General features: G+C 70.2%; 25 protein-coding genes and 1 pseudogene. 10 read left to right on the top strand and 16 right to left on the bottom strand.

Annotation, left to right across the window (positions count from 1 at the left end):
• Position 1: 1 nt before the first annotated feature.
• Positions 2–967 (top strand): PDR/VanB family oxidoreductase, encoded by a 966-nt coding sequence (locus tag ACFYRY_RS06845; protein ID WP_389140805.1) that lies wholly within the window; start codon positions 2–4, stop codon positions 965–967.
• Positions 964–1,425 (top strand): YybH family protein, encoded by a 462-nt coding sequence (locus tag ACFYRY_RS06840; protein ID WP_389140803.1) that lies wholly within the window; start codon positions 964–966, stop codon positions 1,423–1,425. The genes ACFYRY_RS06845 and ACFYRY_RS06840 overlap by 4 nt, the downstream gene beginning before the upstream one ends.
• A gap of 36 nt (positions 1,426–1,461) precedes the next feature.
• Here the strand turns inward: ACFYRY_RS06840 and ACFYRY_RS06835 are convergent, their stop codons facing one another.
• Entirely contained in the window at positions 1,462–2,112 is a 651-nt protein-coding gene (locus tag ACFYRY_RS06835) for a TetR/AcrR family transcriptional regulator (RefSeq protein WP_389140801.1), read from the bottom strand.
• Positions 2,113–2,378: 266 nt separating this feature from the next.
• Entirely contained in the window at positions 2,379–3,209 is an 831-nt protein-coding gene (locus ACFYRY_RS06830; protein WP_389140799.1) for a PucR family transcriptional regulator, read from the bottom strand.
• Between the two features lie 38 nt (positions 3,210–3,247).
• Here ACFYRY_RS06830 and ACFYRY_RS06825 point away from each other — a divergent pair.
• Together ACFYRY_RS06825 and ACFYRY_RS06820 are read left to right on the top strand one after the other, a co-directional pair.
• Positions 3,248–4,408, top strand: a pseudogene (locus ACFYRY_RS06825) (acyl-CoA dehydrogenase family protein); the annotation flags it as partial.
• Positions 4,390–5,229 (top strand): hypothetical protein, encoded by an 840-nt coding sequence (locus ACFYRY_RS06820; RefSeq protein ID WP_389141120.1) that lies wholly within the window; start codon positions 4,390–4,392, stop codon positions 5,227–5,229. The pseudogene ACFYRY_RS06825 and the gene ACFYRY_RS06820, both read left to right, overlap by 19 nt.
• Positions 5,230–5,420: 191 nt before the next feature.
• Here ACFYRY_RS06820 and ACFYRY_RS06815 read toward each other — a convergent pair whose 3' ends face one another.
• The 5 genes from ACFYRY_RS06815 to ACFYRY_RS06795 form a co-directional block, all read right to left on the bottom strand.
• Positions 5,421–6,278 carry an aldolase/citrate lyase family protein gene (locus ACFYRY_RS06815; protein WP_389140797.1) on the bottom strand — a complete coding sequence of 286 codons (858 nt, stop codon included), beginning with the start codon at positions 6,276–6,278 and terminating at the stop codon, positions 5,421–5,423.
• Positions 6,275–7,057: a 2-oxo-hept-4-ene-1,7-dioate hydratase gene (gene hpaH / locus ACFYRY_RS06810; RefSeq protein ID WP_389140795.1), complete on the bottom strand. Its 783-nt coding sequence runs from the start codon at positions 7,055–7,057 to the stop codon at positions 6,275–6,277. Before hpaH ends, ACFYRY_RS06815 begins: the two co-directional genes overlap by 4 nt.
• Before the next feature lie 90 nt (positions 7,058–7,147).
• Positions 7,148–8,158 carry a dioxygenase gene (locus ACFYRY_RS06805; RefSeq protein ID WP_389140793.1) on the bottom strand — a complete coding sequence of 337 codons (1,011 nt, stop codon included), beginning with the start codon at positions 8,156–8,158 and terminating at the stop codon, positions 7,148–7,150.
• A 242-nt stretch (positions 8,159–8,400) separates the two neighbouring features.
• On the bottom strand, positions 8,401–9,549 hold the full coding sequence (locus tag ACFYRY_RS06800; protein WP_389140791.1) for a hypothetical protein: 1,149 nt from the start codon (positions 9,547–9,549) through the stop codon (positions 8,401–8,403).
• The gene (locus tag ACFYRY_RS06795; RefSeq protein ID WP_389140789.1) at positions 9,546–10,316 is read right to left on the bottom strand and encodes a TnsA-like heteromeric transposase endonuclease subunit; all 771 of its coding nucleotides are present in this window, start codon (positions 10,314–10,316) and stop codon (positions 9,546–9,548) included. Before ACFYRY_RS06795 ends, ACFYRY_RS06800 begins: the two co-directional genes overlap by 4 nt.
• Before the next feature lie 1,129 nt (positions 10,317–11,445).
• Here ACFYRY_RS06795 and ACFYRY_RS06790 point away from each other — a divergent pair.
• The 6 genes from ACFYRY_RS06790 to ACFYRY_RS06765 all read left to right on the top strand — a co-directional run bounded on the left by ACFYRY_RS06790 (position 11,446) and on the right by ACFYRY_RS06765 (position 17,059).
• Positions 11,446–12,597 carry an NAD(P)/FAD-dependent oxidoreductase gene (locus tag ACFYRY_RS06790; RefSeq protein ID WP_389140787.1) on the top strand — a complete coding sequence of 384 codons (1,152 nt, stop codon included), beginning with the start codon at positions 11,446–11,448 and terminating at the stop codon, positions 12,595–12,597.
• Entirely contained in the window at positions 12,594–12,896 is a 303-nt protein-coding gene (locus ACFYRY_RS06785; protein WP_389140785.1) for a (2Fe-2S)-binding protein, read from the top strand. Before ACFYRY_RS06790 ends, ACFYRY_RS06785 begins: the two co-directional genes overlap by 4 nt.
• The gene (locus tag ACFYRY_RS06780; protein WP_389140783.1) at positions 12,889–14,304 is read left to right on the top strand and encodes an FAD-dependent oxidoreductase; all 1,416 of its coding nucleotides are present in this window, start codon (positions 12,889–12,891) and stop codon (positions 14,302–14,304) included. Before ACFYRY_RS06785 ends, ACFYRY_RS06780 begins: the two co-directional genes overlap by 8 nt.
• A 31-nt stretch (positions 14,305–14,335) precedes the next feature.
• Positions 14,336–15,232, top strand: coding sequence for a dihydrodipicolinate synthase family protein (locus ACFYRY_RS06775; protein WP_389140781.1), 897 nt, complete (start codon positions 14,336–14,338; stop codon positions 15,230–15,232).
• A gap of 53 nt (positions 15,233–15,285) precedes the next feature.
• On the top strand, positions 15,286–16,287 hold the full coding sequence (locus tag ACFYRY_RS06770; protein ID WP_389140779.1) for a proline racemase family protein: 1,002 nt from the start codon (positions 15,286–15,288) through the stop codon (positions 16,285–16,287).
• A 79-nt stretch (positions 16,288–16,366) separates the two neighbouring features.
• Entirely contained in the window at positions 16,367–17,059 is a 693-nt protein-coding gene (locus ACFYRY_RS06765; protein ID WP_389140777.1) for a GntR family transcriptional regulator, read from the top strand.
• Between the two features lie 73 nt (positions 17,060–17,132).
• Here the strand turns inward: ACFYRY_RS06765 and ACFYRY_RS06760 are convergent, their stop codons facing one another.
• The 9 genes from ACFYRY_RS06760 to ACFYRY_RS06720 form a co-directional block, all read right to left on the bottom strand.
• Positions 17,133–18,068 (bottom strand): PDR/VanB family oxidoreductase, encoded by a 936-nt coding sequence (locus tag ACFYRY_RS06760; RefSeq protein WP_389140775.1) that lies wholly within the window; start codon positions 18,066–18,068, stop codon positions 17,133–17,135.
• A complete protein-coding gene (locus ACFYRY_RS06755; RefSeq protein ID WP_389140773.1) occupies positions 18,065–18,259 on the bottom strand; it encodes a hypothetical protein in 195 nt (64 codons plus the stop codon). Before ACFYRY_RS06755 ends, ACFYRY_RS06760 begins: the two co-directional genes overlap by 4 nt.
• Positions 18,256–19,323: a Rieske 2Fe-2S domain-containing protein gene (locus tag ACFYRY_RS06750; protein ID WP_389140771.1), complete on the bottom strand. Its 1,068-nt coding sequence runs from the start codon at positions 19,321–19,323 to the stop codon at positions 18,256–18,258. The genes ACFYRY_RS06755 and ACFYRY_RS06750 overlap by 4 nt, the downstream gene beginning before the upstream one ends.
• A 460-nt stretch (positions 19,324–19,783) precedes the next feature.
• A complete protein-coding gene (locus ACFYRY_RS06745; protein WP_389140769.1) occupies positions 19,784–20,038 on the bottom strand; it encodes a hypothetical protein in 255 nt (84 codons plus the stop codon).
• A 9-nt stretch (positions 20,039–20,047) separates the two neighbouring features.
• Positions 20,048–20,407 (bottom strand): sulfurtransferase, encoded by a 360-nt coding sequence (locus ACFYRY_RS06740; protein WP_389140768.1) that lies wholly within the window; start codon positions 20,405–20,407, stop codon positions 20,048–20,050.
• Positions 20,404–20,940 (bottom strand): hypothetical protein, encoded by a 537-nt coding sequence (locus ACFYRY_RS06735; RefSeq protein ID WP_389140766.1) that lies wholly within the window; start codon positions 20,938–20,940, stop codon positions 20,404–20,406. Before ACFYRY_RS06735 ends, ACFYRY_RS06740 begins: the two co-directional genes overlap by 4 nt.
• Positions 20,941–20,974: 34 nt before the next feature.
• A complete protein-coding gene (locus ACFYRY_RS06730; protein ID WP_389140764.1) occupies positions 20,975–21,901 on the bottom strand; it encodes an amidohydrolase family protein in 927 nt (308 codons plus the stop codon).
• Positions 21,898–23,433, bottom strand: coding sequence for a histidine ammonia-lyase (hutH, locus tag ACFYRY_RS06725; protein WP_389140763.1), 1,536 nt, complete (start codon positions 23,431–23,433; stop codon positions 21,898–21,900). The genes ACFYRY_RS06730 and hutH overlap by 4 nt, the downstream gene beginning before the upstream one ends.
• Entirely contained in the window at positions 23,430–24,431 is a 1,002-nt protein-coding gene (locus ACFYRY_RS06720) for an ornithine cyclodeaminase family protein (RefSeq protein ID WP_389140761.1), read from the bottom strand. The genes hutH and ACFYRY_RS06720 overlap by 4 nt, the downstream gene beginning before the upstream one ends.
• Positions 24,432–24,601: the final 170 nt, after the last annotated feature.

The following is a 24,601-nucleotide window of genomic DNA, read 5'->3' as shown; positions in this document are numbered from 1 at the left end:
CGTGAGCACCACTTGGACGGACGCGGTCGTCGTGGCCCGGTACGACGCCACGCCGAGAATCGCGGTGTTCGACCTCGCCCGGGCTGACGGTGAAGAGCTGTGGGAGTACGAGCCCGGCGCCCACATCGACGTAACCGTCGGTACGGCGGGACTGATCCGCCAGTACTCCCTGTGCGGACCACCGGACATCCGCAAGCAGTACCGGCTCGCGGTCCTCGACGAACCCGCTTCGCGCGGCGGTTCACGTGCCATGCACGCCCTCGCCGAGGGCGACACGCTGCGCATCGCCGCACCGCGCAACCGCTTCGGCCTGACGTCCGCGCGCCGGCATGTGCTGCTCGCGGGCGGCATCGGCATCACCCCGCTGCTGTCGATGGCCCAGAGCCTCGACGCCACCGGCGGTGACTACCAGCTGCACTACTGCGCCCGCAGCCGGAGCGAGGCCGCCTTCCTCGCCGACCTGGAGAACCATCCGCGGGTCACCCTCCACTTCGACGACGAGCCTCCGGAACAACTCCTGGATCTGGGACGTGACGTGGGGGACCCCGCTCCCGGGACCGCGGTCTACGTCTGCGGTCCCGGCGGGTTCATGGACTACGCACTGGGGCGGGCGGCCGAGCTCGGATGGCCCGCGTCCGCCCTGCACAAGGAGCGCTTCAGCGCCTCGCCCCAGGTGGCGGCCGAGCCCGGCGGGGGAGGGGAGGGCGGATTCACCGTGCGCCTGTCCTCCACGGGAGCGGAGTACCCCGTCCCCGAGGACCAGAGCGTCCTGGACGTCCTGCTGGCGAACGGCGTCGACGCGCCCAACTCGTGCGGACAGGGCATCTGCGGCGAATGCGTCGTGCGGGTGCGTGCCGGTGAGCCCGACCACCGGGACGACGTCCTGACCGACGAGGAGCGCGGGGAGGGTCTGTTCACCCCGTGTTCGTCCCGGTCGAAGTCGCCGGTCCTGGAGCTGGAGCTGTGACCACCTCGTCGACCGGGGCGAAAGACCTCGAGGCCTCTGCCCCCTCTTCGGCCTCGGCTCCTGTCTCGGCGTCCGCTCCCGCCACGGTAGAGGAGGCCGAGGCCGCCTGGCTTGCCGCGCAGACCCTCCCGGACCCGGAACCGGCGCTCCGCGCCCTGATGCATCCCGACTGCGTGATCGTGCACTCGGCGGTGGGTCACATCCACGGCGTGGACGACTGGCTGCGGTACGCGGCACAGCTGGGCCGCACCAGTCAGGTGGACACCCATGACGTGACCGTCCAGCGCTTCGGCACCACGGCCGTGGTCAGCTGTCTCCAGGAGCTGTGGGTCGCCTTCGTGCCTGACCTGGCCCCGTTCGTCATCCAGGCCGCCGTCACCCGGGTCTGGGTGCGCTCCTCATCGGGTGGCTGGCGGTTGGCGCACCTCCAGATGGCCCGGCGGCTGCCGCCCGGCTGAGCGGCGTACGGACTCCCGGAACCCGGGGGCCGGCCGTCAGTCCTGGGGCTCGCCGTCCACCGGCGAGCCCTCGTCCTGAGCCGCCTGAGCCGCCTGAGCCGCCTGAGCCGCCTGAGCCGCTTGTGTCGCCGTCGTCGCTTCGGCGAGCGCGGAGACTATCAGGCCCACCTGCTCCGCGTAGTGGTCGATGAACTCCGGTGAGTCGGGGTCCTGTTGGCCGAGTTCACGGGCGATCCACGGGATGGCCACCGGAGCGATCGAGGCGGCGAAGAAGACGAGGGCCACGGCCCCTACGTCGAGGTCGCTGCGGAATTCGCCGCGCGCCTGCCGCTCGCGGAGTTCCTCGACGTGCTTGAACAGTTCGGCGGCCCGCTCGTCCTCGGCGGGCGGGCGCGTGCCGGGCTCTTCGCGCGTCAGCGTGTGCACCCACGAGGGGTCCTCATGCGCCCAGTGGACGTAGCGCCGCGCGGCATCCGCGAAGGTGCGGGACTGGCTGACGCGCATGGACTCCGCGAGCCACTGGTCGCTCAGCGCCTCGTACAGCCCTCGTTTGCCCCCGAAATAGTAGGTGATCAGCTGATGGCTGACGCCGGCAGACTCCGCGATCCGTACGACCCGGGCTCCGTCGAATCCGTGGGCGGCGAACTCCGCGGCGGCGGCGGTCAGAATGGCCCGCCGGGTGCCCACCGGGTCTCGCTGACGACCGGGATCACCGGGGTGCCTCCGGCGCTGCTGCCTGCCGGACGCCGCTCCCGACTTCCCTGATGTCGTCTCTTCCCCTGTCACATGGACGACCTTACCGGCGGCCTTGTCGGACAGGTTCACTACCTGCGGTGTCTGTTGTGCTCACCGCCACAGTCGGTACGCCGCAGTGCCCAATGATCAAACGGTTCGGGCGACAGGGCCGAGTCACATGGCGGGCGAGTGGTCATCCGCCCGAGTGCGACCCGTCGTCAGGCCGAAAACTGCGACTCCACGGGGTCGACGATGTCGACGAGGTGGAGCGCTGCCCACAGAATGCCCTGCTGTTCCTTGACGCTCCGTCCCAACATCGCCTCAGCACGTCGGATGCGGTACACGACGGTGTTCTTCACCACGTCGAGCCGCGCCGCCGCTGTCGCGGGGCTGCAGTTGCATTCGAGGTAGACGCGCACGGTCTCCCGGAGCAGCGACTCTCGCGGATGTCCCAGGGCCCCGAGCTCGTCCCGGACGAAGCTCTGCGCCCGCTCCGGGTCCGAGGTGAGCAACGCCGCGAGTCGGACGTCCTCGAAGAAGACTGTGCGGCCGCGTGCGCGGCCGGCCGAGTACAGCGTGACGCGGGCCGCTGCCTTCGCCTCTTCGTGCGTGGCCCGGAAACCATCGAGTCCGCGCGCTGGGCGACCGACCGTCACCAGGGCACCCGGCACCACGGGGATCGAGCGGACCGCCGCACTCCGCGGGTCGGTGAACCCGCCCCATGCCCACACCTCGCGCTCGTCCGAAGGGATCACCAGGTGTGCGGTCGCGCCGATACACGTCAAGAGCTTGGCGGCCACCCGGTCGAGTCCCTCTGACTCCTCGTCGCCGTCGGCGTGCGCGTCGCGTCGCAGTATCAGGCTGACATGGGTCCGGTTCACGAGCTCGTACCGCAGCGCCTTCGCGGGGTCCAGGACCGCGTGGTCGCCACGCAGCAGAGCCCTGACCAGCTCCCCGCGCGAACCGTCGATGCTCGTGAGCCACGCTTGTTCCTCGGCCGCGTAGGCGGCGCTGCAGGCGAGCGAGATCCACTCCTCATCCCACGGCAACGAGGCCGGGTGAGAAGGAGCGGACGAAGGGAACGACGATGTCGTCGAACGACACGACCGCTGTGATCGGCGATCTCCGGGTACCGGAGCCGGACCTCACCCCGCGGGAGGTGATCGCCCGTGCCGCGGCGATGCGCCCGACTCTCCGCGAAAATCGTGTGAAGGCTGCGGAGGAGGGCAAGTACTCCGCTGAGATCCACCAGGCGTTCCAGGACGCCGGCTTCTATCGCCTCGTGCAACCGCGGAAGTACGGCGGCTACGAGTTCGACCTGGAGACGTACTACCGGACGATGATCGAGATCTCGCGCGGAGACCCCGGCATCGGCTGGTGCCTGACCCTGGGGACGGGCCACACCATCCCCCTGGTCGCACACTTCCCGGAGGAGGTTGTGCGGGAAGCCTTCGGTGAGGACGGCGTCTTCATCGCGCCGCACTCCGCCAACCCCCGAGGCGCGCTTGTTCCCAGGGAAGGTGGATTCCGCCTCACGGGGGTGTGGCCGTACTCGTCCGGTGTCCCGTACTCGACCCACGCGATGGTGAGCACGATCATCCTGGCCGAGGGCAGCGACCCCGCCCCGGCCGTGGTTCTGCTGCCTCGCAGCGACTACACCGTACGGGACGACTGGGGAGGGCACGCCACGATGGCCCTCGGTGCGAGCGGGTCGAACACGGTCGTCGTGGAGGACGTCTTCGTCCCGGCCGACAACGTGTCTCCCCTGTTCGACTGGGGATACTCGACCCTTCCCGAAGGCACGCACGGCACCCGTTCCACCGGTAACCCCTTGTACCTGGGCCAGATCCAGCCGCTGTATCCGGCCTCGCTCGCGGCTGTCCAGGTCGGTGCGGCGTGGGCGGCACTCGATGCCTATGAAGAGACCATCCCGCGGTCACCTCCCTTCAGAAGGAAACCCATGTCTGTCGCTACTCCTCCACTTTCACCCGCTTCGTCACTTTTCTCTCCCGTCTCCTTCGGGAAGATCGAGCTCGCAAACCGCGTCGTCATGGCCCCGTTGACCCGGATGCGCAGCGGCTCGGTCGGCATCCCCGGCGAGCTGATGGTCGAGCACTACGGGCAGCGTGCGAGCGCCGGGCTGATCATCACCGAGGGCACCCACCCGAGCCACGAGTCGCAGGCCTACATCGGGCGGCCCGGCATCGCCACCGATGAGCAGGCGGCAGGCTGGGCGCGAGTGGCCGAGGCGGTGCACGCACGCGGCGGCAGCATCGTGATGCAGATCATGCACGATGGCCGCACCGCCCACCCCGGCGTCAACGGCGGCTGGCGCTTCCTCGCCCTCAGCGTGATAGCCGTCCAGGGCGAAATGCACACCGGCACGGGTATGGAGACCTGTCCCGTGCCGCAGGAGATGACGCCCAGGACACGCAGGACGCCCTGGCCGACTTCGTCGCCTCGGCTCGCCGGGCCACCGACGCGGGCCTGGACGGCGTGGAGATCCACGCCGCCAACGGCTACCTGCTCCACCAGTTCCTCTCCCCGGCGTCCAACCAGCGCACTGACCAGTACGGCGGCTCTCCCGACAACCGCGCCCGCTTTGTCGTCGAGGTGGTCAAGGCCGTCGCCGAGGCCGTCGGCCCGCAGCGGGTCAGCCTGCGCATCTCGCCCGAGCACAACATCCAGGACACCTTCGAGCACGACCGGGACGACGTGCCGGCCACCTATGGCTCCCTGCTGGACCAGCTGCGCCCGCTGGGCCTGGCCTACCTGTCCGTGCTGCACCACGAGCCGGCCGGCGACCTCGTCCAGGAGCTGGACCGTCGCTTCGCCGGCAAGCTGATCGCCAACACCGGCTTCGCCTCGGTCACCTCGCACGAGGAAGCCGCTCAGTTGATCGAGGCCGCTCACGTCGACGCCGTGGCCATCGGCCGGGGACTCATCGCCAACCCCGACCTGGTCGAGCGTTGGCAGGGCGGCCACCCCGAGAACGAGCCGCGCCCCGAGCTGTTCTACGCGCACGGCCCCGAGGGCTACACCGACTACCCCTTCCTCCAGGCCGATTGAGGCACCCGGACGCCTGCCCGTGAGCCGGAACCTGGCCCGCGGACAGGCGTGCCGCCGCCTGCCGCGTCCCACTCGACGGATGTAACGAGACGTACAGCGTCTGAGCACGCGACGCAGAGGCGTAGACGCTACGACCGTGGCCGCCGACGAACGCGCCCTCTGCGGGCGGTACATGGCGTACGACTCCACCCTCATGGGGGCTCCGAGGACCCACTCGCGGCAGCCGACACGGCCTGTTGCCGGAAAGCCTGGGCGAGGGCGTCGGCGCCGCGTGCCAGCACGCCTACGTCCACCCCGACGGCGGTGAACGTGGTTCCGAGATCGATGCACCGTCGCGCGAACGTGGAGTTGGTCGTCAGGATGCCGGCCGGTTTGCCCGCCGCGCGCACGCGTCCGATCGCCTCCTCCACTGCCTCGATGACGCCAGGTGCGTTCAGGTCTCCGGGGTGACCGAGGCTGGCGGCCAGGTCGCTGGGGCCGATGAAGATCCCGTCCACGCCGTCGACGGACGCGATCACCTCGATCTGTTCCAGCGCCTGCCGCGATTCGACCTGGACGAGCACGCACAGTTCGGTGTGCGCCAGCGTGGCGTAGTCCTTGACGCGACCGAATCGAGTGGCCCTGGTCAGTGCCGACACCCCGCGGACGCCCATGGGGGCGTAACGGGTGGCGGCGACCGCGGCCCGCGCTTCCTCGGCCGACTCGACCTGCGGAATCAGCAGCGACTGCGCGCCGACGTCCAGGAGTCGTTTGATCACGACGGGATCATTGACCGGGGGACGTACCACCGTCGAGCACGAGTACGGGGCGACCGCCTGGAGTTGTGAGAGCACGGTCGCGATGTCGGCGTGGGAGTGTTCGGTGTCGAGAAGCAGCCAGTCGAAGCCGGCGCCGGCGATGATCTCGGCGGGGTACGGGTCTGCCAGCGAGCACCACATGCCGATCACCTGCTCGCCTCGGGCGAGCGCCGCTTTGAACGCGTTCGGTGGTAGGGGCCACTGGCCCGGTGCGGGCCGCGAGGAGCCGGCCGGAGGGGTGTGCACGGTCATCGGAACGCCACACCGATCGAGCCCAAGGGGCCGAAGTCGGCGTGGATGACGGTGTTCGCTTCGACCGAGACGGGTCGGGTGAACGAGCCCGACAGCAGCAGCTGGCCGGCTTCGAGGTGCTGGCCGACCGCGGCGAGCTTGTTCCCGAGCCAGGCGATCCCTGCCGCCGGGTGTCCCATGACGGCGGCCGAGACCCCGGACTCCTCGATCACACCGTTCTTCGACAACGTCGCGGCCACCCACCTGACATCGACGTCCATCGGGCGCACGACCCGCCCACCGACGACCATCGCCGCGGCGGCGGCGTTGTCCGCGATGGTGTCGGTGATCGAGCGCGGCACCTCGGTGCGGTAATCGATGACCTCGAGAGCGGGGACGACGTACTCCGTCGCCCGCAGGACGTCGTGGACCCGCAGATTCGGACCATGCAGGTCCGCACCGAGCACGAACGCCAGCTCGACCTCCAGCCTGGGCTTCGTGTAGCGGCTCACGTCGAGACAGGCGCCGTCGCTGACGACCATGTCGTCCGTGAGAAAACCGTAGTCGGGTTCCGTCATCTGCGAGGCCATCTGCATGGCGCGGGACGTCAGCCCGATCTTGTGCCCGACGAGCCTGGCCCCGGCCGCCACCCGCTCCGCCGCCCAGAGTTGCTGGATGGCGTAGGCGTCTTCGATCTCGAGATCGGGATAGGTCACGCTGAGCTGGGTGATCGGCTGACGATCACGGTCGGCCTGCATGAGGGCAGCCGCGGCTGCGCGACGTTCTGCTTCGGGGATCACCGGTTTCCTCTCGGGAGGTGCGGACTGTCGTCGCGCGGCGTTCGGGTGGAGCAAGGCATGCACCACACGTCGGGTGACGGCACGGTCACGTCAGGCGTTGTCCGGCATCGTGTCGCGCTTGGCCGACACGGGTGGCGTCGGCAGCCAGGCCTCACCCGGCTCGACGACGAAGGTGAACTCGAAGCTATACCAGGCCTCGGTCACGTCCGGGTCCGGTGCCGACTCGTTCTCGTGGCGCGTATAGATGCCGACGAGATTCTGCACGACGCCGAACTGCGCGTCGGTCTCCAGAATGGGGTCGTCGTGGCTGTAGAGCTGGGAGGCGATCGTCTTGTAGCCCGGTTTGTGGATCAGCGCGTGGAGATGCGCCGGTCGGAAGGGATGGCGTTTGAGCGCGGTCAGCAGATCGCCAACGGGCCCGTCCATCGGTATCGGGTAACCGGAAGGCCTGATGCTGCGGAAGGCGAACACACCTTCCTCGTCGCTGAAGAACTTGCCACGCAGATTCCACTCGGCCTGCTCGGGGTCCTGGTTTTCGTACAGGCCGGCCGGTGATGCGTGCCAGATGTCGACTTCCGCGCCGGCGACCGCGTTTCCCTCGGTGTCGACGATCCGGCCGGTGAAGAACAGCGGTGGTCCCTCGGTGGGCGAGCGGACGATCGATTCGCCGTTGTTCATCGTCGGGCTGCCCTGGCGCCAGAACGGGCCGAGCAGGTTCGCCGAAGTCGGCTTGTCCTCGGTGCCGTTGTTCATCAGGGACACCAGTGTCGACAGGCCCAGCGAGCCCGCCATCAGCCTGACCTCGTTGTGGCTGGCCGTGGTGAGCTGGCCCAGCCGGGTCACGATGGTGAGGGCGGTGTCGAACTCCCTTTCACTCAACCGTACTTCGCGGGCGAACTCGTGCAGATGGCGCACCAGAGCCTGGGTGATCTCCTTGACACGCGGGTCGCCGGCCCGCTCCGTCTCGGCAAGCACCGCCGCAGTGAGCTGGGATTCGTCCTGGATGATCACGTCGGCGTCTCCTCGTAACGGTCGGCTGCCGACCCACGGCAAGCAGTCAGACGCGAGTATCCGAAGGCCGCTCTGCCCGTACAACGCCACTGTTCATCCAGTGAACATCGAGGCGCCGCGACCCGGATGAAGTGCCCGGGTCAGTGCTGCGCCACCGAAGGCGGCAGAAACCTGGGCCGCTCGCGACGACAGAAACAAGCGCTGCCTGGTCTTCACCGGGTCAGCGCGCACGACCTCGCATAGGACGTGACTCTCGAAACCGGACTGAAACAAGCCATTGTGCTTCGCCCGTACCGTTCGTAAGCTTTCCACTTGGAAAGTATTGAAACGTTTCACCTCTTCTCGGGAAACACCACAGGACGGGCCGCGGCCGCCGCGAACCGCTCGTCCTGCGCGAGCAGCGGCTCGCACGGCAGACGCAGTATCCGGTGGCGCAGCCCCTCGGGCCAGCCCGGACGCATCGGCTCCGGCATCATCGCATCCGCGATCACCAGCCCCGCATCCACGCCTTTCGTTCCCTTGGGCACCAGACGCCATCCCAGCAGGCTGCGGGTGCACACGTCGATCGCGATGGTGAGATCCACCGAAAAGACGACGTCTTCGACCGGGTCATAGGCACGTACGTCCAGCCAGCTGGTGTCGATCATCGCCAGTTCACCGGGACGGCCGGCGGTGATCGGCTGGTAGTGGCCGCCCGGCCGGTTCGCCACCGACTGCCGTGTCGTGGCGGGCCCAGTGGTGTAGCGGCCGGGCAGGAGAGCGGCGACATACCTGTTGAACGTCTTGGGAACCGGCATCTTCACCGTGCCCGGCCCGTGGGCGTCAACCAGGCGGCGCTCCACTCGGCGGCGCAGCCGGTTCAGACTGCCGGTCGAGTCGTCCGCCTCGGTCACGGAGTACTGGGTGACGATCGCATCGATCAACCGTGGGTCCGCCCCAGCCAGGGGATCCGACGGCCGATGGCTGCGCCGGTCCACCAGGCCCCACGGGCCTTCGTCCCGCCATTTCCGCAGACGTCGCCAAATCTGCTGCTCGCTGTAGCCCAGTTCCCGCGCCTTGCTCTGCACCCGCTGGGCCAGCGACACGTCAGGGGCATACTCCGGCCTGGGTTCTCCGGGCGAGGCGTCCTCCGGATCTCCGCTGCGAAAACCGGTCGTCATTTCCAGGAGGTGCTCCTGGGCGCGCTGCAGTTCCCCCAACTGCTTGTCACTCAGTTTGTCGAACAGGGCGGCAGCGTCCAGCCACAGTTTCCTTTCCGAGCGGTCGCGCTCAGCGACGTCCTCGCCTTCCGGGTTCGCATCGCCTTCGTAGGGACGGAAGGTCGGGTCCGCGAGAAGGTGTCCCAGGCCGATCACGGTCCACGAGCCGCTCTCCGAACGCAGTCGTACACCGTCATCGGTCACCCCGGTCACCGTGTGCACCTCGTCGTCCAGCCACACCCTGGATCCACGCTGCAGTCGCACCGCGCCGTCGGACGTCATGCCTGTGCCTTCGTCGCGGTCTTCACCAGCGTTGTCTCCCGCAACGGGCGATCCAGATCGGTGACGATCCGCTGATGCCACATCAGGTGATACAGCACCCCGCGTGCCAGATCCGGGTATTCCATGAACCGCATGAGCTCCCCGATCTCCACCGGCTCACGGGCCAGATCGAGCAGGCGTGGAGCCAGATCCGCACCCAGATGCAGCGGGCGCCGAGCACTGGACAGCAGATCGACGTTCACCCAGCGCTGCCCGCTCGGCTCCGAAACCATCGCGTAGTCCCAGCCCAGCCGCTCGCAGGTACGCCGCGTGCGCTCCTCCTGCAGCAGCACGTCCGGATCGTCACGCAGCTCGGGGTTCTTCACGTCCAGCAGCAGCGCGCTGCCGTCACGGTGGCGTACGAAGACGTCCGGGGTGTGCTGCCAGGCACCGCGGGCGTCGATCGCGTCGACCTCCAGGGGCTGCGTGACGAATGCGGTCACTTGCGGGTCGAAGTCCAGCAGCGTCAGCCACTTCGACTCCAGCACGCTTTCATAGTCGGCGAAGTCACCCCGTTTCGCCACCCAGTACTGGCCCGGCATGTGTCCTTGGTCCCGGTGGCTGGGGATGGCCCGCACCATCCTGCCGTCCTCGAACGGCACGTCAGCAGCCTCCTCCAGCCGCACCAGATGCTGGAGCCCTCCGGAATCGACGTACCGTACTCGCACCAGGTCGATGTCTCGACCGGATGGCTCCGGTGCTTTCGCATCACCGCTCACCGCGAGCACCTCCTCTTGCTCCGCCTCGCGGACTCCTGGCCGAACGTCCCATCGGCACCTGCGCCGCCACTGCCTCCGCGAAGACCTCTGGCAGCGGCAGCCGCGCAAAGGGCCGGGCCGTCAAGCAGCCTCCTTCAATCGCCGTCCGCACCAACGGCGCCAAGCGCTGAGTCAACTTCCGCGTGTCAGCCGTGGCCAGAAGAGGGGTCACCACCCTGAGAAACGCTGCCGCAGCTCCGGCCGAAGCAGGACCCCATCCAAACTGGTTCCGGTGCACATCGCGCTCGGCGCGTTCATCCAGAAGGGCGCGACAGCACCAGTCAGGCACGTTCGGTAGACGTCCTAAGATCCCGGGCAGTCCGAGCCGCAACAAGATCACACAGGCGCGGAACGCGGCGAACCACTCTCCTGCAGACACGTTCACGCCGCTCAGCGCGGGGCAAGCCCGGTTGTACGCGATGTCCAGCCAACGCCGCTGCGCGGCGACCGTCCGCTTGTCTGCCTGGCTCACGCGAATCGCGGGCAGCCACTGTGAACACGGTTTCCCGCGAACAAAATTCGCGCAGTTCGTCGGAAGCCGGACCCACCGTGCCGGCAAGACCCGCCCCACCCGACGCCAGCAGACAGCATGGACAGGCCCGGCTGCCGTACACCTCCACCCACTCCCGGCTCGCTGACGGCCAGTGCGCCTTGTCGGCGGAGAGCACCGCCGCCACGCTCAGCGGCCCACCATCGAAAACCGACAGGTGACAGGTGCATCCTGTCCACCATGCCGCCCGGGACACCCGTCGCTGCGTACACGGTCTGTCGGACCGCCTCATCACACTGCACTCCGCATACAGGAGGCCGGGCATTCGCATACACACCCCGAAGGTGCAGCCCCATCAGGTCGGCCACCTCGGCCAGCGGACATCTGTTCACGCGAGCCATCCGATCCACCCACGACGACGCGAACGCCTCATCCGCCCGCGGAGCTGTGACCAGCGCTAATCGCCGTGGCAGCATGCGCCCACCTCCAGAGAGTGACCTGCATCACTAACATTTTGAGGTATTCACTCTCATTTTGAGGTGCCGCGCTCAACCTCTTCCGCCGGGTGAGGACATTCCCTGACAGTGCGACATGTGACATAGTACTGCCGTGAGCAAGCGACTGACCTGCGATGTCGTGGTCGTCGGAGCCGGAATGGTGGGCGCGGCCTGTGCCCTGTACGCGGCTCGTGCGGGCCTCGACGTCGTCCTGGTGGACCGCGGTCCGGTCGCCGGCGGGACGACCGGCGCGGGTGAGGGCAACCTCCTGGTCTCCGACAAGGAGCCCGGCCCCGAGCTGGACCTCGCCCTGCTGTCCGGCCGCTTGTGGCACCAACTAGCCCAGGAATTCGGCGAGTTCATCGAGTATGAGGCCAAGGGTGGCGTCGTGGTGGCCTCCTCGCCCGGCCGGCTCGCCGCGCTGGAGCGGTTCGCCGCGGGGCAGCGCGCCGCCGGAGTCGTCGCCGAACCGGTCACCGGCGACGCGCTGTACGCCCTCGAACCCCACCTCGCCCCCGGCCTGCCGGGCGCCGTCCACTATCCCCAGGACCGCCAGGTGATGCCCGCCCTGGCCACCGCCCACCTGCTACGCGCCTCCACGGCCCGTCTGCTCACCGGCCGGACCGTGACCCAGGTCCTGCGCACGCCCGACGGCGCGGTGCGCGGAGTGCGCACCGACGGGGGCGACATCCACGCCCCGGCGGTCGTCAACGCGGCCGGCACCTGGGGCGCCGAACTGGCCGCTCTCGCCGGGACCCACCTGCCCGTCCTCCCGCGCCGCGGCTTCGTCCTGGTCACCGAACCCCTGCCACGCCTGGTCCACCACAAGGTGTACGCCGCCGACTACGTGGCCGACGTGGCCAGCGACTCGGCCGCGCTGCAGACCTCGCCGGTCGTCGAGGGCACCGCGGCCGGGCCCGTCCTGATCGGCGCCAGCCGCGAACGGGTCGGCTTCGACCGGACGTTCTCGCTGCCGGCCGTCCGGGCGCTGGCTGCGGGCGCCACCCGGCTCTTCCCGTTCCTCGCCGATGTCCGCGCGACGCGTGCCTACCTCGGCTTCCGCCCCTACCTGCCCGACCATCTGCCCGCCATCGGTCCCGACCCGCGCGTCCCGGGTCTCCACCACGCCTGCGGGCACGAGGGCGCGGGCATCGGCCTGGCCACCGGTACCGGGCACCTCCTCGCCCAGGCGCTGACCGGGCGTGCCCCCGACCTGGACCTGGCTCCCTTCCGCCCGGACCGCTTCACCGAGGAGGCCGCGTGAGCTCGCCCCAGGACCTGGCCGGCGCCCGGCCGGGCCCCGCCTTCACGGTCACCCTGGACGGCCGTGAGATCCAGGCGCTGCCCGGTCAGACCGTCGCCGCCGCGCTCTGGGAGGCCGGGGTCACCTCCTGGCGCACCACCCGGGGCGCGGGCCGCCCGCGCGGGATCTTCTGCGGGATCGGCGTCTGCTTCGACTGCCTGGTGACGGTCAACGACCGTCCCAACCAGCGCGCCTGCCTGGTGCCCTTGCGCCCGGGAGACGCGATCCGCACCCAGGGAGGGACCGGACACGATGACTGAGCGACCGCTCCTCGCGGTGATCGGTGCGGGTCCCGCGGGCCTCTCCGCCACCGTCGCCGCGGCGGCCCTCGGGGTCCGGGTCACCCTCCTGGACTCCGCCGCGCGGGAGGGCGGGCAGTTCTACCGGCAGCCCGCCCCCGAACTGCGGGCCCGTCGCCCCGAGGCCCTGCACCATCAGTGGCGGACCTGGGAAGGGCTGCGGGACGCACTCGACGCGCACCTGGCGGCGGGCACCGTCCGGCACCTGACGGACCATCATGTCTGGCTGGTCGAGCGGCGGACCGCTCAGGGCGACAAGGGCTTCACCGTGCACGCCCTGCTCGGGCCCGAGCAGGAGGAGCCCGTCGAGGTACGCGCCGACGCGGTCCTGTTGGCGACCGGCGGCTACGAGCGGGTGCTGCCCTTTCCCGGTTGGACCCTCCCCGGTGTCCTCACCGCGGGCGGCGCCCAGGCCATGCTCAAGGGCACCCTCGCGGTGTCCGGACGCACCGCCGTCGTCGCCGGGACCGGACCGCTGCTGCTGCCCGTGGCGACCGGGCTCGCCGCGGCCGGGGTCCGGGTGGCCGCGCTCGTCGAGTCCGCCGACCCGAAGGCCTTCGTACGACACTCCCGCGCACTGGCCGCGCAGCCCGACAAGGCCGCCGAAGGCGCCCGGTACGCGGCCCGGCTGCTCGGGCACCGGGTGCGCACCCTCCTCCACCACACCGTCGTCGAGGCGCACGGCACCGAGCGGCTGGAGTCGGTGACCGTCGCCGCGCTCGACGCCACCGGACGGGTACGGCCCGGTACCGGGCGCCGCATCCCCTGCGACACCCTCGCCGTCGGCCACGGCATGCTCCCGCACACCGACCTCGCCGAGACCCTGGGCTGCCGTCTCGACGGGCTGAACGTCCAGGTCGACGACGAGCAGCGCACCGACGTACCCGGCGTCTGGGCGGCGGGCGAGACCACCGGCATCGGCGGCGCGGCCCTCTCCCTCGCCGAGGGCCACATCGCGGGCCGCTCCGCCGCGGCCCGCCTCCACGGCACCGCACCCGACCCCCGCGGGTGGGCGACGGCCGCGAAGTCCCGTACCCGGCTGCGGGAGTTCGCCGCCGCGCTGGACGGTGTGTACGCGCCGCCCGCCCACTGGAGTGACCAGGTCACCGACGAGACCGTCGTGTGCCGCTGCGAGGAGGTCACCGGCGGCGCGGTCCGCGAGGCCGTCACCGACCTGGGCGCCGGCGATCTGCGGACCGTGAAGCTGCTGACGCGGGCCGGGATGGGCTGGTGCCAGGGCCGGGTCTGCGGGCCCGCGGTCGCGGGACTCGCCGGATGCGCGCTCACCCCGTCCCGACGGCCGTTCGCCCGCCCGGTGCCCCTGGGGGTGCTGGCCCACGCCGGGGAGTCCGAGGACGACCTTCAGTAAAATGTCACACCCTAGTGAGAGGGAACCTCAGATGACCGCCACCGACCTCCGCCCCTGGCGCGGCGTTCTCGTCGCCACCGCCCTCCCGCTGCGCGAGGACCTCTCCGTCGACCACGACGCCTACGCCGAGCACTGCGTCTGGCTGATCGACAACGGCTGTGACGGGGTCGTGCCGAACGGCTCACTCGGTGAGTACCAGGTACTCACCCCCGAGGAGCGGGCCAAGGTCGTCGAGACGGCCGTGGCGGCCGTCGGCGGGGCACGCGTGATGCCCGGCGTCGCCGCCTACGGCTCCGCCGAGGCCCGCCGCTGGGCCGAACAGGCCAGCGACGCGGGCTGCCGGTCCGTGATGCTGCTGCCGCCCAACGCCTACCGTGCCGACGAGCGTTCGGTGCTGGCGCACTACGCGGCGGTCGCCGAGGCCGGCGTGCCGATCGTGGCGTACAACAATCCCATCGACACCAAGGTCGACCTCGTGCCGGAACTGCTCGCCCGCCTGCACGGCGAGGGATACATCCACGCGGTCAAGGAGTTCTCCGGGGACGTCCGCCGCGCCTACCGGCTGGCTGAACTCGCCCCGGAACTGGACCTGTTGATCGGCGCCGACGACGTCCTGCTGGAGCTCGCCATCGCGGGCGCAAAGGGCTGGGTGGCCGGTTACCCGAACGCGCTGCCCGCCGCGAGCGTGGAGTTGTACCGCGCGGCCACCGAGGGAGACCTCGGCACCGCCAAGAAGCTGTACGAGCAGCTGCATCCCCTCCTGCGCTGGGACTCCCAGGTCGAGTTCGTGCAGGCCATCAAGTTGTCCATGGACATCGTGGGCCGACCCGGCGGCCCCGTGCGTCCGCCCCGCGTCCCGCTGGCGCCGGACCAGGAGAGCGCCGTCCGCGCCGCCACCGAGAAGGCCGTCGCCGCCGGACTGACCTGAGCCGAACCGCCCGACCCAGCCTCGCCCTGCCGTCCCGGAGCACCAGGAGCGTCATGCGCAGCACACTCGTCCTGCACGCCGTCGACTCGCACACCGAGGGCATGCCCACCCGGGTCGTCACCGGCGGCATCGGCACGATCCCCGGCGCGACCATGAACGAGCGGCGCCTCCACTTCCGCGCGCACCGCGACGACATCACACAGTTCCTGATGAACGAGCCACGCGGGCACTCGGCGATGAGCGGCGCCATCCTCCAGCCGCCCACCCGCCCCGACTGCGACTGGGGTGTCGTCTACATCGAGGTCTCCGGCTATCTGCCGATGTGCGGGCACGGCACCATCGGAGTGGCCACCGTGCTGGTGGAGACCGGGATGGTCGAGGTCGTCGAGCCGGTCACCACGATCCGGCTGGACACCCCGGCCGGGCTGGTCGTCGCCGAGGTGGCGGTGACGGACGGCGCCGCCACGGCGGTCACCCTCGCCAACGTCCCCTCCTTCGTCGTCGCCCTCGACCGCAAGATCGCACTGGCCGACGGACGGACAGTCACCTACGACATGGCCTACGGCGGCAACTTCTACGCCATCCTGCCGCTCGAGCAGTTCGGGCTGCCCTTCGACCGTGCCCGCAAGGACGACATCCTCCAGGCCGGGCTGTCCCTCATGGCGGCGATCAACGCCGAGGAGGAGCCCGTTCACCCGGAGGACCCCACCATCCGCGGCTGCCACCACGTCCACCTGGTCGCCCCGGGCGCCACCGCCCGCCACTCACGGCACGCGATGGCGATCCACCCCGGTTGGTTCGACCGCTCGCCGTGCGGTACGGGCACCAGCGCGCGCATGGCGCAGCTGCACGCGCGCGGTGAACTGCCCCTGCACACCGAGTTCGTGAACGAGTCCTTCATCGGCACCCAATTCACCGGCCGTCTCCTCGGCACCACCGAGGTGGCCGGCCGCCCCGCGGTCCTGCCCAGCTTTACGGGCCGAGCCTGGATCACCGGCACCGCCCAGTACCTGCTCGACCCGACCGACCCGTTCCCGGCGGGATTCGTCCTGTAGATCTCGACGACAATGACGGGTACCGCATGACATTGCACAGCACGACAGCACAGCACGACAGCACAGCGAGGAGACCCCCATGGCCGCCCAGCGCACCAGCGCCCCCACCGCGGGTGCCCCGGCCCTGCCGTCCCTCGGCGGCAAGAAGCACAGCTACCGGGAGCGGGTCGCGGACGCCCTGCGGGCCGCGCTGATCGCCGGTGAACTGCGGCCGGGGCAGGTCTACTCCGCGCCGACGCTCGCCGCCCGCTTCGGTGTCTCGGCGACGCCGGTCCGCGAGGCCATGCTGGACCTGGCCAAGGAGGGCCTGGTCGACACCGTCCCCAACAAGGGCTTCCGGGTCACCGCGGTCTCCGAGAAACAGCTCGACGAGTACACCCACATCCGCGCGCTCATCGAGATCCCCACTGTGGTGGGCCTGGCGACGACGGCCGACCCCGTCTCGCTGGAGGCGTTGCGCCCCGCGGCCCGGGAGATCGTGCGGGCCGCCGTGGCCGGTGACCTCATCGGGTACGTCGAGGCCGACACCCGCTTCCACCTCGGTCTGCTCGCCCTGGCAGGCAACGCGCACCTCGTCGAGGTCGTCGGCGACCTCCGGGGGCGTTCCCGCCTCTACGGCCTCACCGCCCTCCTGGAGGCGGGGCGCCTGCTGGCCTCCGCCCAGGAACACCTGGAACTCCTCGACGCGCTGACGGCCCGGGACGGGGACGCGGTGCGCGAGGTGATGACCCGTCACCTCGGCCACGTACGGGGTCTGTGGGCGGCCCGGTAAGGACCCCCGAGCCGATCCCGGGCCGGTTCAGTGGCCTGCGCCCGGGCGATTCCTTCCCGCTGCCGCGCGCGCGTCACAGGTCCAGCACGAGCCGCTTGCCCCGGCACCGGGACACACAGATGAGCATGGTCTCGCCGGCTTCCCGTTCCTCGTCGCTGAGCACCGAGTCCCGGTGGTCCGGGGTGCCTTCGAGGACGTCCGTCTCGCAGGTCCCGCAGGTCCCCTCCGTGCAGGAGAAGAGCACCTCGACACCGGCCTGGCGCACGGTGTCCAGGACCGACACGTCCGCGGGGACGCTGAGCGTCCGGCCGCTGCGGGCCAGCTCGACCTCGAACTCGCTGTCCCCGCCCACTGCTCGGGCCTTCGGCTGGAAGCGTTCGACGTGCAGCGCCCCGGCCGGGCACCGCTGCTCCACCGCGTCCAGCAGTGCCTCGGGGCCGCAGCAGTACACGAGGGTGCCCTCGGGTACGTCGTCGAGCACGGACGCGAGGTCCAGCAGACCCGACTCGTCCTGGGGGGCGATCGTGACGCGGTCGCCGTACCCGTCCAACTCCTCGGTGAATGCCATGGACCCGCGGGTGCGGCCGCCGTAGAGCAGGCTCCACTCGGCGCCCGCCGCCTCGGCCGCGGCCAGCATCGGCAGGATGGGGGTGATGCCGATGCCGCCCGCGACGAAGCGGTAGGACGGGGCGGGCCGCAGTGCGAAGTGGTTGCGCGGACCGCGCACCCGCACCGTGTGGCCCAGCCCCAACCGCTCGTGCACATACGAGGATCCACCGCGCCCGTCCGGCTCGCGCAGCACGGCTACCCGCCAGGCCGTCCGGTCCGCGGGATCGCCGCACAGCGAGTACTGCCGTTCCAGGTCCGGCCCGAGGACCACGTCGACATGGGCGCCCGGCTCCCAGCCCGGAAGCTCCTCGCCCAGGGGGTGCCGCAGAGTCAGGGCGAGCACCCCGTCCGCGGCGAACTCCCTGCCCTGAACAACGAGTTCGGTCTCGTACACGCTCATGAGTCGCTTCCTCGTGACTGGTGGCCATCCGAGTGCCCTTCCGGGTGGCCGAGCATCCACTCCCACATCTCGACCGGGTCCTGGGCGCTGTGCTCGGCCCCGCAGTGGCAGGTGCCGTGCAGGACGTCGGTGCCCGGCAGCCAGTCGATGCGGTAGATCTCGCGCGGCCCTGTCGACGACAACCCGCTCACAGCACCTTCTCCACGGGCTTGTCGCCCTCCTCGACCAGCCGGGCGAGGATGCGACGGGCGGCCAGGCCACCGGTGTCGATGTTGATGCTCAGCTCCTGGTAGCCGGTGCGCTCCGAACCGAGCGTCCGCTGAAGGAGGTTGAGCGCGTCGACGTCCTGCATGACCACCGTGTGGTTGTTGCCGCGCAAAAACTCGGTGACCTCGCTGTCCTCGATCGCCCAGTCCCGCGAGACCATCCAGAAGTCGTACACCTTGCCGTCGGCGGACGGGGTGATGGCGTACGTGATCTCGGTGTGGAAGCCGTTCGGGTCGCTGCCGTCCGCCTCCGGCAGCACACCGACCGGGGCGATCCGGCTGTGCAGCAGATACAGGCAGGGCGCGTGGTACTCGATGTCCTGCCACCGCGTGATCCGCCCCTCGATCCCGGTCGAGCGGGCGTAGAACGGCGGGCACGCGGCGTCGTCCATGTGCCGGCTCACCCGCACGATCCCCGCGCCCTCGTCCACCTCGGTGGTGATCGGCGTCTCCGCGACCTCGGGGGTGCCGATGTAGCCACCGTGCAGATACGTCTCGTGGGACAGGTCGAGGAGGTTGTCGACGAGGAGCCCGTAGTCGGCGTCGATGGGCTCCATGCCCCGGACGGTCGTCCAGCCGGGGGAGTCGAGGTGACGGGCCCGCGGAATCGTCTGCGGGTCGGCGAGCGTCGGGTCCCCGATCCACACCCACACCAGGGAGTCCTGCTCGACGACCGGGTAGGAGGTGACCCGCGCGGTGCGCGGAACGCGCTTCTGTCCCGGCACGTACACGCAGGCGCCGGTCGTGTCGTAGGTGAAGCCGTGATAGCCGCACACGATCCGGTCGCCGTCCAACCGGCTCTCGGACAACGGGTAACGGCGGTGCACACAGCGGTCGTGCAGCACGACGGGCGTGCCGTCCTCCTCGGTCCGGTAGAACACCAGCGGCTCACCCAGAATCGTCCGTCCGAGCAACTCCTCGCGCCCTACCTCGTGACTGTAGGCGGCTACGTACCACTGGTTCCTGGCGAAAGCGGTCATGTGCGGCATGGCAGTTCCCGTCCCTGTCGGCGGGGCGCCCTCGCCCCGCGTGCCGTGGTTGGAATCAGGGTCGTGAGGCTTGCATCGGCTCGGCAAGACGGCTTCTGTCAGGCGGAAGAACTTCTGTGAAGAGGCTGGTCAGAACCTTGTTCTGTCAACCCCCAGTCGCCTGAGTCGAGTGCCGCGGGGTACGGCCACTCGGCTCGCGCTCAGGTGAGCCGGAGGCGGCGACGGCGAGTACGAGGGCCGCCTGGCGATCAAGAAGCGTAGTGATGTTCCCAAGAGGGTTCAGGGCCCTGCGGTCGGTGCGGGCTTGGCGCGCAGGCGGAAGCCGAGACCCGTTTCGTGGTGAGGAGGGACGCGGCGCGGGGGCCGAGTTTGCGGCGGATGCGGTGGATGTGGAGGTCGACGGAGCGGCTGGTGCCGCCGGCCCATTCGCCCAGGCCCGTGCGCAGGTCCTCGCGAGCGATCACCCGGCGTTGCCCCGCAGGAGCGTGGTCAGCAGCCGGAACTCCAGCGGGGTCAGGGCGACGGGGGCACCGTCGACCAGCATGCGCTGCCCGCCCGGGTCGAGGCTGATCGGGGACGGTACCGCGGCCACGTATGAGCCGGGCATCGTGCCGCCGGGCACCACCGGCAGACCCGCAGCGCGCCAGGCCTCGTAACCGCCGATGATGTCGGTGGTCCGCAGCAGGCTGAGATCGTGCGGTCCGGCCGCTGCCATGCTCGACATCTAGCCCTGCGAGCACATGGCAATGGAGCGCAGGGAGTGGTCATCGGCTTCCTCGATGTGCCAGGTGCTGCAGGGGTCGAGCCGCCACTCCACCACGTTGCGGTCCATCACCAGCGAGCCGGGGGTCTCGCCCTCCGCCCGGCACACCAGGTCGGTGCGGACGTCCACCAGAAGGGCGCCGTCGGCGAGTTCACGGGCCGCCTGCCGGGGAGTGAACCGGTCGAGGTGGGTGCGGGCGCGGGCCAGCAGGTCGTCGATCGACCGCTGGCGGGGCTCGGGTGGGGTGTCGTCAGTGCGAGCCCCGCCTGACTGCCTTGTGCAGAATTGGCCGGTGCGGTCCGTCCGGGGCTCCCTGGTCACCGACGGATTAGGTTAAGGGCGTCGAGCAGATGGGGGCTCGCGGGTGAGCTCTCATCCGGCAGGCCCGGAGTGCGGTGCAGTTCACCGTCGATGACCTCGTAGTGTCCGATGGCTTGCAGGGGCGGCGAGTAGACGTGGATGGTGACGGCACCGGCGTCGTGGTCCATCCGGTGGATTCCCGAGCCGGGGAAGGAGAACGACTCGCCCGGCTCGTACCGCCGGGCGCGGCGCGGACCGCCCACAGGCAAGCCCTCCTGCCACGCGGTGCCTTCGATCACGTGCACGCCGACACAGGATCCCTGGTGATCGTGGTAACCGGTGTCGCGCGACTCCCACCAGGTGTTCAGCCACGCCTCGGAGTGCTCGGTCCGCCACAGCAGGAGATACGAGCCGGGGCCGGAGCGGTCGAGTGCGGTGGTGTCGACGAAAGCCGCCGCGCGGCGGGCCCGGTCGGCACACTCCTCGGGCAGGAACGGACGGTCCTGCACGCCGAGTTCGGCGAGGGCGGTGGTGTCGATCGCGATCGCGTTCATGGTCATTCCTTCGTGCGGCCCGTGGCCGGTTGTCTCATCGGATGGACGATCGACTGTCATGGCTGTCGCCGGTGAGCAGTCGTCGCGGATTGGCGATGCGGAAGGCGTATGCCGCCTCTCTGCCCAGACCGAATCCGGGCTGTTTCGGCGGCTCCGCGTAGGGCCGGTCAGAGCCCTGGACGACGGCGTCCGTACCGAGGGCGCGGGTGATCGCTTCGACGGCGCGCGGACCGTACGAGGACGTCTCGACGAACACATTCGGGTCCACCCCGATGCCACCCCCGTCGCTTCGGGCGGCGAAGCGCTCCCCGTGCAGCGGAGCGAGCCCGGCCAGGAGCGCGAAGCACACCCGAAGCCGCGGATGGTGCGCACGGCCGAAGGCCCGGAAGGCGAACCAGGCCGAGTGCATCTGCTGGACGTAGGGGACCATCGCAGGCCACCAACCGGGCCCCGAGGAATCACCGGCCGCGGGCCCCGGGTGGACGAACAGCGGGAGGTCACGTTCTTCGAGCAGGTCGAGCAGCGGGGCGCACCGCGCGTAACCGACGGCGTCGGCAAGGGCGTTCGCCGGTAGCTGGAGACCTACGAACCCCTGGTCGAGGTCCTCGGCCGTCACTTTCGCGTCGATGTCCCGTACGCAGGCGGCGGCCCACGCCCCGAACGGCTCGGGGAGCGCGGCCGCGCCCTGATGGTAGGCGTCGAGCAGGGGGCGTGCCTGCGCCGAGGGCAGCCACTCCACGCCGATCGGGGCGGAGAGCGAGACGAGCGCCCGGCCGAGGCCGTCGGCGGACGCGAGTTCTGCGCGCCGTGTCACGTCGTGGTCGGCGGGCGGGATCTCGTAGGGCGGCTCACCGTCCAGGAACAGCGTCCAGCCGTCGAGGAACGGCGGTGTGCCGCGGGATCGCAAGGCCGCCACCAGCTGGGGGCTCCACAGATGTTGGTGCACGTCGATGTCGGTCATGACATTTCTTCCGTTCCGGTCGACGTGGTGCGTAGTGCGCTGCGGACATCGTCGGAACCCAGGACGTCGTGGTGCACCGCCTCCACGTCCATCCCGCAGGGCCGGTCGTCGTCCAGGTGGGGCACGACCTCCCGGATTGCCCGGTGCAGCAGCCGAGGTCCCCGTCCCAGGGCGGACGGAGCGGCCAGGTCCACGGCCTGGGCGGCGACGACGGCCTCCACGGCGAGCAACTGCCGTAGTCGGACGAGGATCGTGGCCAGCCGCCGTGCCCCGAGCGCCGCGTTGGTCGAGTCGTCCTCGACGGAGTCGGCGCCATGGCGGGGGTCGGTGCACACCGGTACGGACAGCATGCGGATCTCGGCGACGAGTGCCTGCGCCGTCTTCGTCAGCGGTGCGAAGCCGGAGCGCTCCGGACCGTACGGCGACAGGTTGGCGGGCAGTCCGCTCACAGCGGGGGCGAGCAGCCGACGCATGCGCTCGGCGGAGAGCGACGCGGTCTGCGTCAGGGCCAGCGCGAGGGTGTCGAAGGCGAGGGCCAGGGCCGGGGTGTGGAAGTTGCCGGAGGAGAGGATCTCGCGGGTATCGGCCAGCACCACGGGATTGTCGCCGCAGCCGTTCAGTTCCGGTCGGAGCGCTGCGTCGGCGAAGTCCAGTGCGGTGTGCAGGGCCCCGTGCACCTGGGCCGCGCAGCGCAGGCTGATGGGATCCTGGACGCGGCGCGCGTGCCGGGGGTCGCCCAGCAGGCCGCCGTCCAGCAGGGCGAGCAGTTCGGCGGCCGCGCGAGACTGACCGGGGGCGGCGCGCAGGTTCCGTACGCGGGCATCGAGCGGGCTCGTGTTCGCCCGGAAACCTTCATAGGTCAGAGCCGTGACTGCCTGGGCCAGTGTGAGCACGGCGGCCGCCTCGTGCAGGGCGAGGGCACCCGGCCCGGCCGCCAGCGGGCTGGCGCTGCACAGCACATGGCCGTCCTTGGGGCCGAGTGCGGCAGGAGCGAGCCCGGCCTGCCGCAGTGCCGTATCGCCGTCGAGCACCTCACCTGCGAGCTCGGCGCTGCCCTCACCGATGACGACCAGGCCGACATGGGCCATCTGGCAGAGATCGGAGGCGCCGATCGACCCCACCTCGGGGATCACGGGATGGACACGCGCGTTGAGCATGTCCACGAGCAGTCGCGCGATCTCCGGGCGGACCCCGCTGCCTCCGCCGGCGATGCCGTTGACGCGGGCGAGGACGGCGGCGCGTACGAGGGGGACCGGCAGCGGATCGCCGACCGCGTTGGCCCGGCCCCGGACGGTGCGGACGCTGAACTCCTCCAGTTCCTCGCGTGGCAGTGCGTACGACGCCCGGGTGCCGAGCCCTGTCGTCAGCCCGTACGTCGGTACCTGGCGGTCGACGACGTCGTCGACGACGGCCCGGTCGCGGGTGAGACGGGGGAGCACCTCGTCCGCCAGAATGACCTCGGCGCCGTGCTGGGCGACGGCGACGACGTCCTCGTAGGACAGCGTCCGCCCGTCGATGACGATCCGCGTCATGAGAACCGCAGCTTCTGGCCGAGGCCGCGCTCTTCGGCCTTCTTCAGCATGGCCGCACCCAGCGCGATGTCGGAGAGGGAAAGCCCGCGGTGCCAGAACAGGTTCGTCTCGTCCGCGCTCTCCCTGCCGGGCTTGCGACCGGCCACGATCTCGCCCAACTCGGCGTGCAGATTGGTCTCGTCGAGTCTGCCGCTGTCGACATGAGCGCGCAGCGCGCCGAACGGTCCGGCGTGCGCCTGGCCCCAGTCGTCTACGACGATCTTGTCCATCACGTCCGTGAGGGAGAGTTCGACAGCGCTGTTCGTTCCGTAGGGCACGACGAGGGCGCCGGGGGCGATCCACTCGGTCTTCAGCAGCGGCTCCGGGCGCTCCAGCCGGGACGCCTCCACGACGATGTCCGCGCCCTCCACGCAGGCCTTCCAGTCCTCGGTCACGAGGACGGGCTTGCCCAGCTCCCGCCGCAGCCGCTCGGCGAAGGCCTCCCGGCTCTCGGGGCGGCGCGAGTGGACACGGATCTCGGTGAGGTCGAAGACCCGGTCGAGCAGGCGGACGTTCCAGTACGAGGTGGCGCGGGCGCCGATGTGTCCGAGCACCCTGGCGTCCGGGCGGGCCAGATGACGTGCCCCGAGCGCGGTGAGGGCGCCGGTGCGCATCTCGGTGATGGCCGTGGCGTCGAGAACGGCCACCGGCATACCGGTGCGCGGGTCGAAGAGGTTGAGCAGCGCCATCTCGGAGGGCAGGCCCTGCCGGTAGTTGCCCACGTAGTCGCCCACGATCTTGACACCGGCCAGCGCGAGCGGCGCTATGTAGCCGCGCAGGACGTTGAAGTGGCCGTTGAAGGCCGGGTCGGGCACGAGGTGGACGCGCGGTTCGATGACCGTCTCCCCGAGGCCCTGGGCGCGCAGGCCGTCCTCGACGGCGTCGAGTATCTCGTCATCGGTCAGTTCGAGCTGTGCGATGTCCGAGCCGTTCAGGAAGGTGAACCAGACCGGTTCCATGGAGCGTCTCCTTGCGTTCGAGCAGGCCAATTGTGAGTGGAACATCAGTGGTGGAACGGGGCATTTCGGGCGCCCCTGGCCTGATTTCGTAGGAACGTAACGCGGCGTTCACAGTCGGCCATTGACTGCCATTCACTCACTCGAAAATCTGCATAGGCATATGCAGTCAG

This window comes from Streptomyces sp. NPDC005263, from assembly GCF_042872365.1.
Taxonomy (GTDB): domain Bacteria; phylum Actinomycetota; class Actinomycetes; order Streptomycetales; family Streptomycetaceae; genus Streptomyces.
The sequence above is the reverse complement of the archived record's forward strand: the minus strand, read 5'-3'. Positions and strand labels throughout refer to the sequence as shown.